This is a genomic window from Gilliamella sp. BG1, assembly GCF_046635625.1.
Lineage (GTDB): Bacteria > Pseudomonadota > Gammaproteobacteria > Enterobacterales > Orbaceae > Gilliamella > Gilliamella bombi.
On sequence record NZ_JBIDFG010000008.1, the window covers coordinates 51963 to 66783 of the forward strand.

At 34.6% G+C, this 14821-nt stretch carries 14 protein-coding genes; 8 read left to right on the forward strand and 6 right to left on the reverse strand.

The window, feature by feature from the left end; all coding sequences use genetic code 11:
* Nucleotides 1–82: 82 nt before the first annotated feature.
* From glnS to ACGH80_RS05410, 3 genes are all read right to left on the reverse strand, one after another.
* Nucleotides 83–1759 carry a glutamine--tRNA ligase gene (gene glnS / locus ACGH80_RS05400; RefSeq protein WP_296318183.1) on the reverse strand — a complete coding sequence of 559 codons (1677 nt, stop codon included), beginning with the start codon at nucleotides 1757–1759 and terminating at the stop codon, nucleotides 83–85.
* A 262-nt stretch (nucleotides 1760–2021) separates the two neighbouring features.
* Nucleotides 2022–3365 carry an ATP-binding protein gene (locus ACGH80_RS05405; RefSeq protein ID WP_174799347.1) on the reverse strand — a complete coding sequence of 448 codons (1344 nt, stop codon included), beginning with the start codon at nucleotides 3363–3365 and terminating at the stop codon, nucleotides 2022–2024.
* A complete protein-coding gene (locus tag ACGH80_RS05410) occupies nucleotides 3362–4090 on the reverse strand; it encodes a winged helix-turn-helix domain-containing protein (RefSeq protein WP_034914270.1) in 729 nt (242 codons plus the stop codon). The genes ACGH80_RS05405 and ACGH80_RS05410 overlap by 4 nt, the downstream gene beginning before the upstream one ends.
* Before the next feature lie 110 nt (nucleotides 4091–4200).
* Here ACGH80_RS05410 and ACGH80_RS05415 point away from each other — a divergent pair, with 110 nt between their 5' ends.
* Genes ACGH80_RS05415 through ACGH80_RS05430 form a run of 4 tightly spaced genes read left to right on the forward strand, consistent with a single transcriptional unit; the run spans nucleotide 4201 to nucleotide 6580 of the window.
* A complete protein-coding gene (locus tag ACGH80_RS05415; protein ID WP_202983973.1) occupies nucleotides 4201–4977 on the forward strand; it encodes an MtnX-like HAD-IB family phosphatase in 777 nt (258 codons plus the stop codon).
* A 10-nt stretch (nucleotides 4978–4987) separates the two neighbouring features.
* Nucleotides 4988–5821 (forward strand): alpha/beta hydrolase, encoded by an 834-nt coding sequence (locus ACGH80_RS05420; protein WP_034914274.1) that lies wholly within the window; start codon nucleotides 4988–4990, stop codon nucleotides 5819–5821.
* Nucleotides 5821–6177, forward strand: coding sequence for an EamA family transporter (locus ACGH80_RS05425; RefSeq protein ID WP_034914277.1), 357 nt, complete (start codon nucleotides 5821–5823; stop codon nucleotides 6175–6177). Before ACGH80_RS05420 ends, ACGH80_RS05425 begins: the two co-directional genes overlap by 1 nt.
* A gap of 1 nt (nucleotide 6178) precedes the next feature.
* Nucleotides 6179–6580, forward strand: a complete 402-nt coding sequence (locus ACGH80_RS05430; RefSeq protein WP_034914280.1) for a DMT family transporter — start codon at nucleotides 6179–6181, stop codon at nucleotides 6578–6580.
* A 77-nt stretch (nucleotides 6581–6657) separates the two neighbouring features.
* On the opposite strand, the gene ACGH80_RS05435 is transcribed toward ACGH80_RS05430, so the two are convergent.
* From ACGH80_RS05435 to ACGH80_RS05445, 3 genes are all read right to left on the reverse strand, one after another.
* Entirely contained in the window at nucleotides 6658–7530 is an 873-nt protein-coding gene (locus ACGH80_RS05435) for an arginase family protein (RefSeq protein ID WP_411630661.1), read from the reverse strand.
* Nucleotides 7527–8576 (reverse strand): GNAT family N-acetyltransferase, encoded by a 1050-nt coding sequence (locus ACGH80_RS05440; RefSeq protein ID WP_174799346.1) that lies wholly within the window; start codon nucleotides 8574–8576, stop codon nucleotides 7527–7529. Before ACGH80_RS05440 ends, ACGH80_RS05435 begins: the two co-directional genes overlap by 4 nt.
* Before the next feature lie 73 nt (nucleotides 8577–8649).
* Nucleotides 8650–10059 (reverse strand): aspartate aminotransferase family protein, encoded by a 1410-nt coding sequence (locus ACGH80_RS05445; RefSeq protein WP_141671132.1) that lies wholly within the window; start codon nucleotides 10057–10059, stop codon nucleotides 8650–8652.
* 180 nt (nucleotides 10060–10239) lie between these two features.
* Between ACGH80_RS05445 and ACGH80_RS05450 the strand changes: the two genes are divergently transcribed.
* The 4 genes from ACGH80_RS05450 (at nucleotide 10240) to dnaA (ending at nucleotide 14816) form a co-directional block, all read left to right on the forward strand.
* The gene (locus tag ACGH80_RS05450) at nucleotides 10240–10989 is read left to right on the forward strand and encodes a MipA/OmpV family protein (protein WP_085164497.1); all 750 of its coding nucleotides are present in this window, start codon (nucleotides 10240–10242) and stop codon (nucleotides 10987–10989) included.
* 114 nt (nucleotides 10990–11103) lie between these two features.
* Entirely contained in the window at nucleotides 11104–12012 is a 909-nt protein-coding gene (locus ACGH80_RS05455) for a recombination-associated protein RdgC (protein ID WP_411630662.1), read from the forward strand.
* Nucleotides 12013–12206: 194 nt separating this feature from the next.
* On the forward strand, nucleotides 12207–13292 hold the full coding sequence (gene ompA / locus ACGH80_RS05460) for a porin OmpA (protein WP_174799344.1): 1086 nt from the start codon (nucleotides 12207–12209) through the stop codon (nucleotides 13290–13292).
* Between the two features lie 165 nt (nucleotides 13293–13457).
* Nucleotides 13458–14816: a chromosomal replication initiator protein DnaA gene (gene dnaA / locus ACGH80_RS05465; protein WP_034914300.1), complete on the forward strand. Its 1359-nt coding sequence runs from the start codon at nucleotides 13458–13460 to the stop codon at nucleotides 14814–14816.
* Nucleotides 14817–14821 lie beyond the last annotated feature (5 nt).

Sequence of the window (14821 nt, forward strand, 5' to 3'; positions counted from 1 at the left end):
AATAAAAGGCTTTGATTTTGGCTTAAGTCATTGTGGTAACAAACATTCGCCGACTTAAGCCGGCGAATTGTAGCATATTAAATTACGCTTCGTTCCAGCTATCTCTTAACCCTACGGTTCGGTTAAACACTAGCTTATCTTCAGTTGCAAACTTGCTATCTAAACAAAAATAACCTTCTCGTTCAAATTGATAAGCTTTCCCCGCCTGAGCTTTTTGTAAACTAGGTTCAACAAGACCTTGCTTAATCACTAACGAAGTAGGATTAATGGTTGATAAAAATTCCTCTGCTGCACCTGGGTTTGGCGTATTAAATAGACGATCATACAGGCGAATTTCGGCTGGTTTTGCAAATTTAGCTGAAACCCAATGAATTACACCTTTGACTTTACGACCATCTTCAGGATTTTTATTTAAGGTTGCTGGATCATAACTACAATAAATCGTTTGAATATTACCTTCGGCATCTTTTTCAACTCGATTTGCTCGAATCACATAGGCATTACGCAATCGCACTTCTTTACCTAATACTAAACGTTTGTAATTTTTGTTGGCTTCTTCTCGAAAATCCGCACGATCAATATAGATTTCACGAGTGAAAGTGACTTCTCGATGACCCAGCTCAGGACGATTTGGATGATTTGGCATACTAAGCACTTCATCAATAGTATCCGAGAAGTTTTCAATGACAACTTTAACTGGATCAAGCACCGCCATAGCACGAGGCGCATTTTCGTTAAGATCTTCGCGAATACAAAACTCAAGGGTACTCATTTCTACGGTATTTTCTTGTTTTGTCACACCAATTCGACGGCAAAATTCACGGATCGAAGCTGGTGTATAACCACGACGACGTAAACCTGAAACAGTCGGCATACGCGGATCATCCCAACCATCAACAATTTTTTCTGAAACAAGTAAATTTAATTTACGTTTTGAAGTAATCGCATATTCAAGATTTAATCTTGAAAATTCATACTGATGAGGTCGTGCCTCGATTGTAATATTATCTAATACCCAGTCGTATAAACGGCGATTGTCTTGGAATTCAAGTGTACAAAGCGAATGGGTAATATTTTCGATCGCATCAGAAATACAGTGGGTGAAATCGTACATTGGATAAATACACCATTTATTACCTGTTTGGTGATGTTCTGCAAATTTAATACGATATAATACTGGATCTCGCATCACAATAAATGGTGATGCCATGTCAATTTTAGCACGCAGACATGCTTTTCCTTCGGCAAATTTGCCCTCTTTCATTTGGGTAAAAAGCGCTAAATTTTCATCGATGCTACGATCACGATAAGGGCTATTTTTACCCGGTTGAGTAAGTGTTCCTCGATATTCACGGATTTCATCAGCTGAAAGCTCGTCAACATAAGCAAGTCCTTTATTGATTAGCTCAATAGCATATTCATATAATTGGTCGAAATAGTCAGATGAGTAACAAATTTCACCATCCCATTCAAACCCTAACCAACGGACATCTTCTTTAATCGAGTCAACATACTCTATATCTTCTTTAGCTGGATTAGTATCGTCAAAACGTAAATTACATTTACCTTTATAATCTTGCGCAATACCGAAATTTAAACATATTGATTTAGCATGACCAATATGTAAATAACCATTAGGCTCTGGAGGAAAACGTGTGTGCGTAGTTTTATACTTTCCTGCTGCTAAATCAGCATCAATAATTTGGCGAATAAAATTAGATGGACGATTATCTGTTTCGCTCGGTAATGAACCGCTCATAAAAAAACCTCTGGTGATATATTTATTAATAACAAATTGAGAATATTTGCTATATTATTGCTTATTATGTAACGAATATAACAAATTTTTCTTATTTCTGAAATGGAAAACAGACGATTCCCATCGACAAAATTAGTCTTTGATTAAACCCTGCTATTTTTAACAAAAAAACATATCTTTTTAGCAAAAACACAAAAATAAAAAATTAAATAAAATAAAAGCTCTACCTGACGGTTTTCGCTAAAAATACAACTAATTATTTTTATTCATCACCCGATTTCAATGAAACCACAAATCTTGCTCCACCTAGTGGGCTAGTGACAACAAAGGCTTTACCATTATGAAATTCTGCCATTAGTTTTACATAAGCTAAACCGAGTCCATAACCTCCAGTTGATCGAGTTCGGCTCGTATCAAGTCTTGCAAAAGGCATAAAAATCTTTTCACGTGCATCAAAGGGAATGCCCACACCATCATCATCGATTTCAAGAATGACTCGATTTTCTTGTTTTGTGATATTCAAAACTGCTTTATGTGCTGCATACTTAAAAGCATTTAGTAACAAATTTTTAACTATGGTTTCAACTAAATTAGTATCAATCATTGCATATGCATCTTGGCTATTACAAGTTAGTTCAAATCCTTTTGGTTTAAATAATGTTAAGGATTGGCAAACTTTTTCACTCCACTGTTTTAATGATACCCTCGTGAAGTTTAATTCAACATTGCTTTGCTGCATTTTAAAGTAATTTAAACTAGCATTGATTAATGTCTCAAGTTCATTAATATCATCACTCATGCCTTTTTGTAGCAAAAATCTCTCTTTTTCATCGGTAGACTCTTCAAGCATACTAAGTTCAAATCGCATACGGGCAAGAGGTGTACGTAATTCATGAGCCATCGCATGAGAGATTGTTTGATTGGTACCAACTAGATGTTCAATATGCGTTCCCATATTATTTAAAACATTTGCTAGCGGCTTAAATAACCAACCTTTAACATTTTCGGTTCGGGCTTTTAAATTACCTTGCCCTAACTGCTCGGCAGTTTGTCTGATATTAACTAGATCCTTCCATACGGCACTAAAAGCCATATAAATTAAAATAAAAAAAACAATAGCACTAAACAAAGCCCAAATAACAAGAAAGATGGTCAAGGACATGGTATTGGATGCCAAAATATCCCGCATTACAATCGGGCCTAATTGAAGCAAATTGCCATCTTTTAAATCTATATAAACAATCTCATTATCACCATCATAAGAAAAACCAAGTTTTTTTAACTCATTAAGCACAGTATCAGGTAACGGTGTGTTAATTGGTAACACTTCGATAGGGTAGCCAAAATAAGGTTGCAATTCATTAACCACTTCTTGAAGGGGTCGATCTTTATGTTCTTTAATTTGCATACGAATCAGATTCACTGTACCTCGTTGAGATTCACGAAATACAACATGATCATCTGGCATATCGGTTAATGATGAAGGTAATGAATCAAAAACCAATAAAGCCCCATAAGCAATAATACTTTGCAATAAAAGTAAAATAACTAGATAAAATACAATACGGCGATTAAAAAATAGCGGCTTGGCTAATAATTGACTCAATGATTTTCTCCTTCTCGCATAAATAAGTAGCCTTTTCCTCGCACTGTTTTTATGCGAGACGGATTATCTGGATCATCGAGTAATTTACGACGAAGTCTTGAAACACGAGCATCAATAGAACGATCGCTACCATCAAAATCGATCCCTCTTACTTGAGAAAAAATATCATCTCGAGAAAGAATAGTTCCCGCATTATAAGCAAGCAACCATAGCAGATCGAATTCGGCTGTGGTTAAATCAATTTCTTGCTCGTGCAAGAGTACTTTTCGGTTTTCACCGTCTATGACTAGATTATCAAATATTAAAGTTTTATTATTCTGTGGTAAAACAAACTCTTTCGTATTGTCTTTGTCGGTTTCTATCTGTTTCCGTCGTAATAAAGCTCGTATTCGCGCTAGTAATAATCTGGGTTCAACTGGTTTTGCTAAATAATCATCCGCTCCCAATTCAAGCCCAACAATTTCATCAATATTATCTTCACTTGCTGTCATGATCAGTATAAAATTACTAAACCATGTACGAATATCTCGACAAATATCAAAACCTGTTTTTACAGGTAACATTACATCTAAAATAACTAGATCGGGATTAAGTTGTTGAATCTTTTCTTCTGCCCCTTCTCCACTATTATGCCATTCAACAAGATATCCTTGCCGAATTAGATAAACTTGAATTAAATTAGCTAAGCGCTGATCATCTTCAATGATTAATATACGTTCACTCATTATCTGTTCTCGATTACTGTAGCTTGTACCTAGAGATACCTCATTATACAGATAATTTTTTTCCCGTTACAAAATATATACAAAGAGGCTACAAAGTTTATAGCAACTCTATGAGAGAATTTACGCCAATATCTATAAATAGACTATTTTTTATCAAAATGAATACTTTTTCATCAATAGCGAACCATCTTTTTCATCCATCTTATCCACAAAATCACACGCCAATTGTTTTGTGTGATTTTGATGGTACGATTAGTGTTAAAGATGTCACCGATACTTTACTAAGCCACTTTGGTCAAAATGGTTGTGATGAGCTTGAAGAATTGTGGGTTAACGGTAAAATTGGCTCTCAAGAATGTATGAGTAAACAAATTGCATTAATGGATGCAAGCTTAGATGAACTCAATCAAGTTTTATCACAAATTGAAATAGACATGGATTTTAAAGCTTTTATTCATTATACCGAACAGAACAATATTCCCGTTCATGTGGTCAGCGACGGTTTAGATTATGCCATTGAGTTTATTTTAAAACGTCATGGTATTGAACATTTACCAATTTTTGCTAATAAATTAATGCATAATAACGCACGCAGCTGGCGCCTTGAGTTTCCTTACGCAAACAAGGACTGTATTAAGCAAAGTGGCAATTGCAAATGTAATCATGTAAAAAAACAACAGCACTTTTCGCAAATATTATATGTTGGTGACGGTACATCAGACTATTGCGTATCACATAATGTTGATTTCGTTTTTGCCAAAGACAAGTTAGTTAATTATTGTGAAAAAAATAAAATTGAACATTGTAAGATTACTAGTTTCGCAGATGTAACCTCGGCATTAAAACGGGCACAACATGCCGTTATCCCTGTCATGATGGTAAAATAAAGGAATATTAATGAGTACAATTCAAAATTTATCTTACTTTCTACCAGGTAACAAAAATGGCGTACTTTTGATTCATGGTTTAACTGGTACCCCTAATGAAATGCGCATTTTAGCTAATGGATTAAATAAAGCTGGATTTACTGTTTATGCAATCCAATTAGCTGGGCATTGTGGTACTGAAGAAGATCTGTGTAAAACAACATGGCAAGATTGGTATAAAAGCGTACAAGATGGCGCAGATTATTTAGCACAGCATGTAGATAATGTTTTTGTTGCTGGATTATCAATGGGTGCGCTACTTGCACTAAAACTTGCTGCCGATAGACCTGAACAAATTAAAGGTGTTGGCGTTTTAGCCCCCACATTTTGTTATGATGGTTGGAGTATGCCATTTTGGGCAAAAAAACTTTTCTTCTTATTAGTCTATTTTAAAAAATTGGGTATTTTTCAAAAAAAGGTTTTCATTGAAAAACCACCTTATGGGCTTAAAGATGAACGCATTCGCGCAGTAGTGTCCGAAAGCATGTTAAGTGGCGATGCGGCATCAGCAGGGCTTGCTGGTAACCCGTTTCCTGCACTTGCCGAAATGCAGTTATTGGCAAAAGAGATGCGCAAACAATTACCTAAAGTAATTTCGCCTTGTTTAATTATGCATTCAGGCAATGATGATATCGCCAATATAGAAACTAATGCCAAATTAGTTGAAAAATCAGTATCAGGCTCAACAAAATTAGTGGTCTTAAATGATAGTTATCATTTAATTACTATTGACAGCCAACGCCGTGAAGTAATCAAAGAGTGTGCATCGTTCTTTGATAATATCGCAGAAGGAATAAAAGCATAATGTCACCATTAGTTATTATACTTTGGATTAGTAATATCTGTTTTGATACGCTAGGACAAGTCGCTTTTAAATTTGCAGCCATCGCGCCAAATAATCGCGATGGTTGGTACTACTGGCTAGATTTATCGAAAAATAAGTGGATTTGGGTTGGTGTTATATCTTATATTGCTGAATTTTTATTATGGTTAGCCTTTTTAACCTTAGTCCCTCTTTCTCAAGGCGTATTACTTGCTTCATTTAATATCATTACGATTATGTTAGTTGGTCGAATTATTTTTAAAGAATTACTAACTATTTATCGCTTAATTGGGATGCTATTAATTACAGCTGGTGTCATTTTTGTAGGAATGTCTTAATATGGCTAGATTTTATTTAATTGGATTTTCTGTATTGCTCTTTTTTGACACAATTGCGCAATGTAGTTTTAAATTAACGGCTATCGAAGCTCAACCATTAGAAATGAGTATTCAATGGTTAATCCGAGTATTTACCAATCCTTGGATTTATATTTCAATAGTAGGATATATTCTTACTTTCTTCACTTGGATGACATTATTAAAAAAAGCACCTGTAGGTCCTGCTTTTGCTGCATCACACTTTGAAATTGTGACAGTTATGATTGTTTCAATCTGGTTATTTCACGAACCGATTACATTATTCAAGTTAATAGGTGCAATATTAATTGTTTCAGGTATTCTCTTTTTAGCCCTAGCTGAAAATAAATTATCTAAACAAAATTTACACAATCATCAACATTAAATTCTGATCACAATAATGGGAAGGTAGGTAAGGCTTTATACCTAAAATACCTGCTTTCCTAAAACTTTTTTGCCAGTTTATACTGCTAATGCCTTTAATAAGGTTAAATTAAGTTGATGTTGTTCTCGTTGCCAATTGATAAGCTTATCTGGCGATATGGTAGGTTGTTTATCGAGCGAACTGAGTAAACGTTTGAACCAATTTGATGGCTGCCATATAGATAGCTCTCCCGTAATATCACTACCAATAATTCTAGGTTTTATTGATGATATAGTATCAAGAATATGATATGTTTGTAGCTTACCTTGATCCCAATTGGTATGAATTACATCTTCGCTCAATGCATCTTTATCAATCGATAAGTAAACGGGTTGTGCACTGTGATACTGTTCTGATAAAAAGCTCGCAATAAGATCATCTGGTGTTGCAAAATGTCGAAAAGCGTGTCCTAAACCAATTTTTTTTGCCCATGCAACATTGACCTCCAAGCTCCAATAAGTCAACTTTTTATGAAAAAGCGCTGACCATCTATTTTCCCAAAAATGAGAAAGCCCAATATCATGAGACGTAATACCAAGTACATGTACATGACTAACAAAAGGCAAACTTGCCACATAACTAACCCATGAGCCACAATGAATACCAAACAAATATCGCATATTGTCTGGATGATTATCAAAAATCACGACTTGAATTGGATTTTCGGCAGAATATTGTTTAGCTAGATTTTCAATCAGTAATAATGAAATATGGTGATAATCACCGCTACCCATTAATACCGTACCATGGTTTTCAGGTAAAGATTGCTGTAACACATTTTTAAATTGGTGAAATTTTTTCTTAGTACAACCAAAACGAATCGCATCTTGCCATTGGGTAAAATCAATCGTTTTAGCATGATAAATTTCACCAACACTTCTATCAAAATTGAGAATAATAGGACATGTCATGTTACTTTCTCCTTGTCACTTTCAAAATGACCAATGAATCTACGCAATACGGTTCTTAATAATGGGTTGCGAATATAGACAAGATGTTTAGTAAAGGTGAATTTTGCACCTAACGAAGCTTTTACTTCGGGATCAGTCCAACCTGCAATATAGTGACTAAAACCTTGCTGTAAAGCATATTCAAGATTAACAAACCAACTTACAAAATAGAGATTAAGTTCCCTTGCCTGCGGATAAACCATACCGATATATTTATCAACTAGCATATTATTAACAACAAAACAAATATTGAACCCCACCAACCTATCATTATAGTGATAAGTCACTATATGTGCATTTTGGGTTTTACATTGTAATAGTTGGGTGAAAAATGGTTTGGCCAATAAGTCAAAATGTATTTCACTTTGCTGATAAACATTAAGATACAATTGATAATACTCATCTAGAACAGTATCATTAAAAAAACAATCATCACCACTATGCAAAACATTAATATTTAATTTTTCACGTGATCTTAATTTTCTTCTAAAATTTTTACGTCGGCTATAAGAAAACTGTAAAAAAACCTCGTCCATATTTGCAAAATCAATCGGAACCCAAGCTAATGCCTGCCCTTCAACTTCGATAAAACCATTTTCTTTTAATGACGAAATAAAATCCATTGAATAATGGTTGTCTTTTTCGTTTAGTAAAGGAGACGCAACAGGAATATCTTTAACAATAAAAAAAGGATACTGCTTAGCATAAGCTGCTTTGAGGTGTTCAGCCAATTGATTCGCATCAACGTTATCAGTTAATAATGCATATTCCGAAACAGTAGCACCAACAAAACAAGTATGAGGTTGTAAATAACGCCGCCATTTATTATAAAAAGGAAGTTTCTGAACTTTATGCCTGAAATCATCATCTGCAGTAGTAAGAAGATCAAACTTAGCAGAAAAAATAGGCACACCATCTTCGCTCAGCCATGCTGAAAAATCTTGCGGAGGATGGGCTAAAAAATTGTCTATTAATTCATTAGGTTCTAACTGATTAAGGTATTTCATAAGGTAAATCTATGATTAGCTGTAACACATAATCCCGCCAATAGACATTGACGGGATTATGAAGATCAAACAATTAAAGTTCTTTTTTCGCTCGGGTAATTAACTGATCTAGAAGTTCAATACCTTGATCAATTTCCTGACGTGAAATGTGTAATGATGGTGCAAAAGTAATCACATTTTTATAGTAACCACCAATATCAAGCACTAATCCCATTTTGGTACCTTTCCAATCAAGATCACCTGACATACCAATATCAACCATTTTGTCAACTAAGGCTTTATTAGCCGTAAAGCCATCTTCTGTACAAATTTCTGCGCGAAGTGCCAAGCCTAAACCATCAACTTCACCAATTTCTTTATGTTTCTTCTCAAGTGTTTTTAAACCCTCAAGGAAATAAGCACCACTATCCATTACCATTTTTTCGTAATCTGTTTCAGAAGTCATTTTTAATACTTCAAGACCAACAGCTGTACCTAATGGATTTGATGCAAAAGTTGAGTGGGTTGAGCCAACTGGGAATACTTGAGGATTGATTAATTCTTCACGCGCCCATAAACCACCTAGTGGATTAAGACCATTAGTTAATGCTTTAGCAAAAACAACAACATCAGGTTTAACATCAAAGTGTTCAATTGACCAAAGTTTACCTGTACGATAAAAGCCCATTTGGATTTCATCAACCACCAATAAAATACCATACTGATCTAAAACTTTTTTAAGTCCTTTAAAGTAATTACGAGGAGGAACAATATAACCACCTGTTGCCTGTAAAGGTTCAGCATAGAACGCTGCATATTCAGCTTGCCCAACTTTTGGATCCCAAACACCGTGGTATTCAGTTTCAAATAAACGCGCAAATTCTGCGACTAGATGTTCACCATACTCCTCCGCTGTCATGCCTTTTGGACGACGGAAAGGATATGGGAATGGAACAAACATAGCACGATCACCAAAATGACCATAGCGACGACGATAACGATAACTTGATGTAATTGATGAAGCACCTAGAGTTCGGCCATGGTATCCACCTTGGAAAGCGAACATTAATGATTTACCACCAGTAGCATTACGAACAACTTTTAAAGAGTCTTCAATACACTGTGAACCACCTACATTGAAATGTACCCGCCCTTCATAACCAAATCGCTTTTCCATACCTTGAGCAATAGTTTTAGCTAATTCAATTTTAGTTGGGTGTAAATATTGGCTAGCACATTGTGGTAAGGTATCAATTTGCTTTTTAAGAACATTATTTAAACGCTCATTGGCATAACCGAAGTTACATGCAGAATACCACATTTGCAGATCAAGGAAAGCTTTGCCTTCTTTGTCATACATATAACTACCTTCACAACCATCAAAAATTTTTGGTGGTTCTACATAATGCACTGTATCACCGAAAGAACAATATTTTGCCTCATCTGCTAACAAAGTAGCATCATCAGGACGGCTATTAATCATTTCTAAAGTTGGTTTACTCATAAGTTGTCTCACTAATTGATATTCAAACATGATAAAATGTGGCATTATTATTCAGGAAATTTGTTTGTTACAATGTACAATTAATGTATAGATTGTGTGACGACAAAACTAACCATCAATAAGATATAAAATTAGTATAAATAACGACAGGTGATCACCTTTTATATATGGGTATGAAAAATGAAAAAAACATTTTGTACACTATCTATTTTATCAATAATAACTTTAGGAGTTACCCAAATTGCATTAGCTGACACTACCTCTATCGGGGTTGGTGTGGGTCGGACTAATTCACCGTATAAAAGTTATAGTGCTAATTATTACCCTATTCCTCATATTGATTATGATAATGGTCTGTTTTTTATCGATGACTTGTCAGCTGGTATTTATGCTTATAATCAGGACAATCAAAGCGTGTCTATTGGCGCACGTTATTTATCTAACGAATTTAAGCCACATGATTCAGATAACCACCAATTAAGACTACTTGATAGCCGCCATTCAACATTACTTGCAGAAATCGAGTATTCTATTGATACCAATTGGGGAAGTTTTTCCAGTAGTGTAGGAACTGATGTATTAAATGAAAGTAATAGTATTTTAGTAAATGCTGATTATACCATTCCTTACATGCAAGGCAATTTGATTGTTGCGCCCACCATCGGTATAAATTGGGCTAATAATAAGCACAATGATTATTATTATGGTGTTTCACATAAAGAAACCTCTCGTTCAGGATTACGATACTTTAATGCTGATGCGTCATTGACACCTTATGCTGAATTAGCTGCACAATATTCATTAACCCCAAATATTGCGACATTTGGTGGTGTTCATATTGACAAATTAACTGGTGATGTGGCAGATAGCCCAATGGTGGACAATAGCACGGTAACCTCGATTTATATGGGCGTATCTTATAGCTTCTGATAAATATACATTTATACTCAATAACCAAATAATGACAGCTTATTATTCTCTATAAGCTGTTACTTATTTAAACAATGATAACCCTTTATCACAAAATGCAGGAAATAGAAAAGTATGCTTTGGTTTAAAAATGCCATAATTTACCAACTTAATAGCGACACGTTACTTAATAAAGATCCAATAGAAAAAGCGCTAAAGTCTCACCCTTTTACTCCATGTGGTAATTTAGACACCACAAAAATGGGTTGGGTTTCGCCTTATCATGATAATAACCAAGATGATTTTATAGTTGATATGCAAGGGCATTTATTATTACGGTTCAAAAAAGAAACAAAAATATTACCAGCACCCGTAATAAAACAAGCTTTATTAGAAAAAATCGATAAACAAGAACAAGCACTAAGCAGAAAACTAACTAAAAACGAAAAGGCGACTTTAAAAGATGAAGTTATGATAGATCTAATGCCAAGGGCTTTTAGTAAATATAATCATTATTGGTTATGGTTAGATACGCATAATAAACGCATTATTGTTGACTGTAGTAGCTTTAAACAATCAGAAGATATCTTAGCGATTTTACGTAAAGAGCTTGGCTCACTCGCTTTAACCCCTTTATCGATTGATAAACCACTTGAACAGGTTATGACCTCATGGGCTAAGGAAAACCTAAAATTCCCACCATTTTTATTAGGCGATCAAGCCGAACTAAAAGATCCTCTTGAAGGAAATGGAATTATTAGCTGTAAAAATCAAGAAATCACCAGTGATGAAATGCGTGTCCATTTCGATTCAGGGAAATGGATCACTAAAATTAAAATTATTGATGAAAGAGGCGTTAGCTTTATTGTTAATAGTGACTTAACATTTAAACGAATTAAGTTTGATTCTGCTATTTTGGATGAAAACGAAGATATCGGTTCAGATGAATTTAATAAGCGATTAGAAGCTGACTTTTTTATTATGGCTAATGCATTAGCAAATACTATTAATGACTTTTACATAACAATTAACAAAATTATTTGATAAAATTATCTAAATTTTTTTTATTGTAACTGCAATAACTATAGATTTGCCTATTATCTATGCTATACTTGACAACAGATTATGGGTAACATAATTATATAAAAATAAGTATTGTTCTTTTTAATTTAAATGAATTTTAAACAATAAAAGAAACTAAACATCGTCTATAACAACATATAAGTTGAGGCAATAAAATGAAAAAAACTACTCTAGCTCTAGCAATCGCAGTTGCAAGTTTAACAGCTACTGCAGCTAACGCAGCATACGAAGACAACACTTTTTATACAGGTGCTAAATTAGGTTGGTCAGAGCTTTATCGATTAGATGCACATAAAGTTCGTGGCTTTGATAAAGATGAAGTTGGTATTAAAACTTCAAATCGTAGCAATGTTGCTGGTGGCGCTTTCCTTGGCTTCCAAGCAAACCCATATTTAGCATTTGAGTTAGGTTATGATTGGTTAGGTTCTGCTAAATATAAAAGAACTTGGACTGATGATAAGACTAAAGCGGGTAATAGTAAACTTTCTGCACAAGGCGTTTCATTAACCGGTAAATTAAGCTACCCTATCATTGGCGATCTAGATATTTATGGTCGTGCTGGAGGCATGGTTACTATTGCTAAATGGAAGAATGATATTAAAGAAAGATACGGACGTGGTGGCACAAAAACTGACCTATCTCCAGTTTATGCATTAGGTCTTGACTATCGTTTAGACGAAGACTTCTCTACTCGTTTAGAATACCAATATGTTCAACATATTCATACTAAAAGCAAAGCAACTCCAGACGCAGGTACTGTAAGCTTGGGTATTACTTATCGTTTAGGTTCACCAGCTACTCCAGCACCAGTTGAATTAAAAACTGAAGTAAACCGCTATGTATTAAATGAAGATGTGCTATTTGCTTATGCGAAAGCTGACTTAAAAGAAGAAGGTCGCCAAGCATTAGACAACTTACTAACAAATCTTGTTAAACTTAACCCAACTGAAAGCGCTATCGTAGTAATTGGTCATACTGACCGTATCGGTTCAGTTAGTTATAACCAAAAACTATCAGAACAACGTGCTAACTCAGTAATGAAATATTTAATTGCTAAAGGTGTTCCTTCTAACCTAATTAGTGCTCGTGGTGTGGGTAAATCTCAACCAGTTACTGGTACAAAATGTAATGCTCTTCGTGGTGCTAGCTTAAAAGCTTGTTTAGCTCCAGATCGTCGTGTTGAAATTGAAGTTAAAGCACTTAACGAGAAAGAAGTTCAAGTAACTAATGAAACAAATTAATTTTTTGTTATTTAGATACTTCATTAAGACCCGGTTATAAGCCGGGTTTTTCTTATTTTTATTGTTAACAACTAAATTAAATATTACCTTAGATCTACAAATTATCCACAAAAAAGATTATAATACTTCACGATATTGTTAGTAAGCAAAGTTAAAGGAGTTGCCGTGCCTACCGCTATTTGGCAAGATTGCCTTTCTCAATTACAAGAAGAAATCCCCACAACAGAATTCAACTTATGGATTCGCCCGTTGCAAGCGGAAATGGTTGATAATAAACTCTATATCTATGCGCCCAATAGATTTGTCCTAGATTGGGTAAGAAATAAATATTTAACTACTATTTCTCAACTATTAAATAAACTAATTAATGACGATTCTCTAAAATTATTTCTTGAAGTTGGTTCAACCGTATCCGCAGATAAAAAAGAACAAAATAACCAAAAGAAAGCAGAGGTTGTTCCTGCATGGAAAACAACAAAAGAAACCAATAATAATCATGTGTATCATTCAGGTATTAACCATAAGCACACTTTTAATAGTTTTGTTGAGGGTAAATCAAACCAACTTGCTGTTGCGGCTGCAAAACAAGTAGCTGAAAATCCAGGAAAAGCTTATAATCCACTATTCTTATATGGTTCCACCGGTTTAGGTAAAACGCATTTATTACATGCAGTTGGCAATCAAATAATGGCAAAAAAAGCCAACGCCAAAGTTGTTTACATGCATTCCGAGCGCTTTGTGCAAGACATGGTCAAAGCACTACAAAATAACGCTATCGAAGAATTTAAAAATTACTACCGTTCTGTTGATGCTTTACTTATCGATGACATTCAGTTTTTTGCAAATAAAGAGCGATCTCAAGAAGAATTTTTCCATACCTTTAACTCTTTATTAGAAGGTAATCAGCAAATTATTTTAACGTCAGATCGCTATCCTAAAGAAATTAATGGCGTTGAAGACCGACTAAAATCACGTTTTGGTTGGGGACTAACCATTGCAATTGAGCCACCAGAACTAGAAACACGGGTTGCAATTTTAATGAAAAAAGCCGAGGAAAATCATATTAAATTACCTGAAGAAGTCGCTTTTTTTATTGCTAAACGATTACGCTCTAATGTTCGTGAATTAGAAGGTGCTCTTAATCGGGTTATCGCTAATGCTAATTTTACTGGTAAGGCCATTACCATTGATTTTGTTAAAGATGCCTTAAAAGATTTACTCGCTTTACAAGAAAAACTTGTCACCATTGAAAATATACAAAAGACAGTTGCCGAATATTATAAAATTAAAGTATCAGATTTACTTTCTAAACGTCGTTCTCGTTCTGTGGCAAGACCACGGCAAGTAGCAATGGCGCTTGCCAAAGAGCTCACCAATAAAAGCCTACCTGAAATCGGTGACGGCTTTGGTGGAAGAGATCACACGACTGTATTACATGCATGTAGAAAGATCGCAGAGTTAAAAGAAGAAAGTAATAACATTAAAGAAGATTACTCCAATTTAATTCGAACATTATCAACTTAAAAAGA

Bases quoted from the DNA above. Each gene is read 5' to 3' on its own strand.
- ACGH80_RS05440 (WP_174799346.1), bottom strand. From the start codon at position 8,576: ATGAAATACCTTAATCAGTTAGAACCTAATGAATTAATAGACAATTTT.
- ACGH80_RS05445 (WP_141671132.1), bottom strand. From the start codon at position 10,059: ATGAGTAAACCAACTTTAGAAATGATTAATAGCCGTCCTGATGATGCT.
- ACGH80_RS05420 (WP_034914274.1), top strand. From the start codon at position 4,988: ATGAGTACAATTCAAAATTTATCTTACTTTCTACCAGGTAACAAAAAT.
- ACGH80_RS05425 (WP_034914277.1), top strand. From the start codon at position 5,821: ATGTCACCATTAGTTATTATACTTTGGATTAGTAATATCTGTTTTGAT.
- ompA (WP_174799344.1), top strand. From the start codon at position 12,207: ATGAAAAAAACTACTCTAGCTCTAGCAATCGCAGTTGCAAGTTTAACA.
- ACGH80_RS05430 (WP_034914280.1), top strand. From the start codon at position 6,179: ATGGCTAGATTTTATTTAATTGGATTTTCTGTATTGCTCTTTTTTGAC.
- ACGH80_RS05455 (WP_411630662.1), top strand. From the start codon at position 11,104: ATGCTTTGGTTTAAAAATGCCATAATTTACCAACTTAATAGCGACACG.
- ACGH80_RS05435 (WP_411630661.1), bottom strand. From the start codon at position 7,530: ATGACATGTCCTATTATTCTCAATTTTGATAGAAGTGTTGGTGAAATT.
- glnS (WP_296318183.1), bottom strand. From the start codon at position 1,759: ATGAGCGGTTCATTACCGAGCGAAACAGATAATCGTCCATCTAATTTT.
- ACGH80_RS05410 (WP_034914270.1), bottom strand. From the start codon at position 4,090: ATGAGTGAACGTATATTAATCATTGAAGATGATCAGCGCTTAGCTAAT.
- ACGH80_RS05450 (WP_085164497.1), top strand. From the start codon at position 10,240: ATGAAAAAAACATTTTGTACACTATCTATTTTATCAATAATAACTTTA.
- ACGH80_RS05415 (WP_202983973.1), top strand. From the start codon at position 4,201: ATGAGAGAATTTACGCCAATATCTATAAATAGACTATTTTTTATCAAA.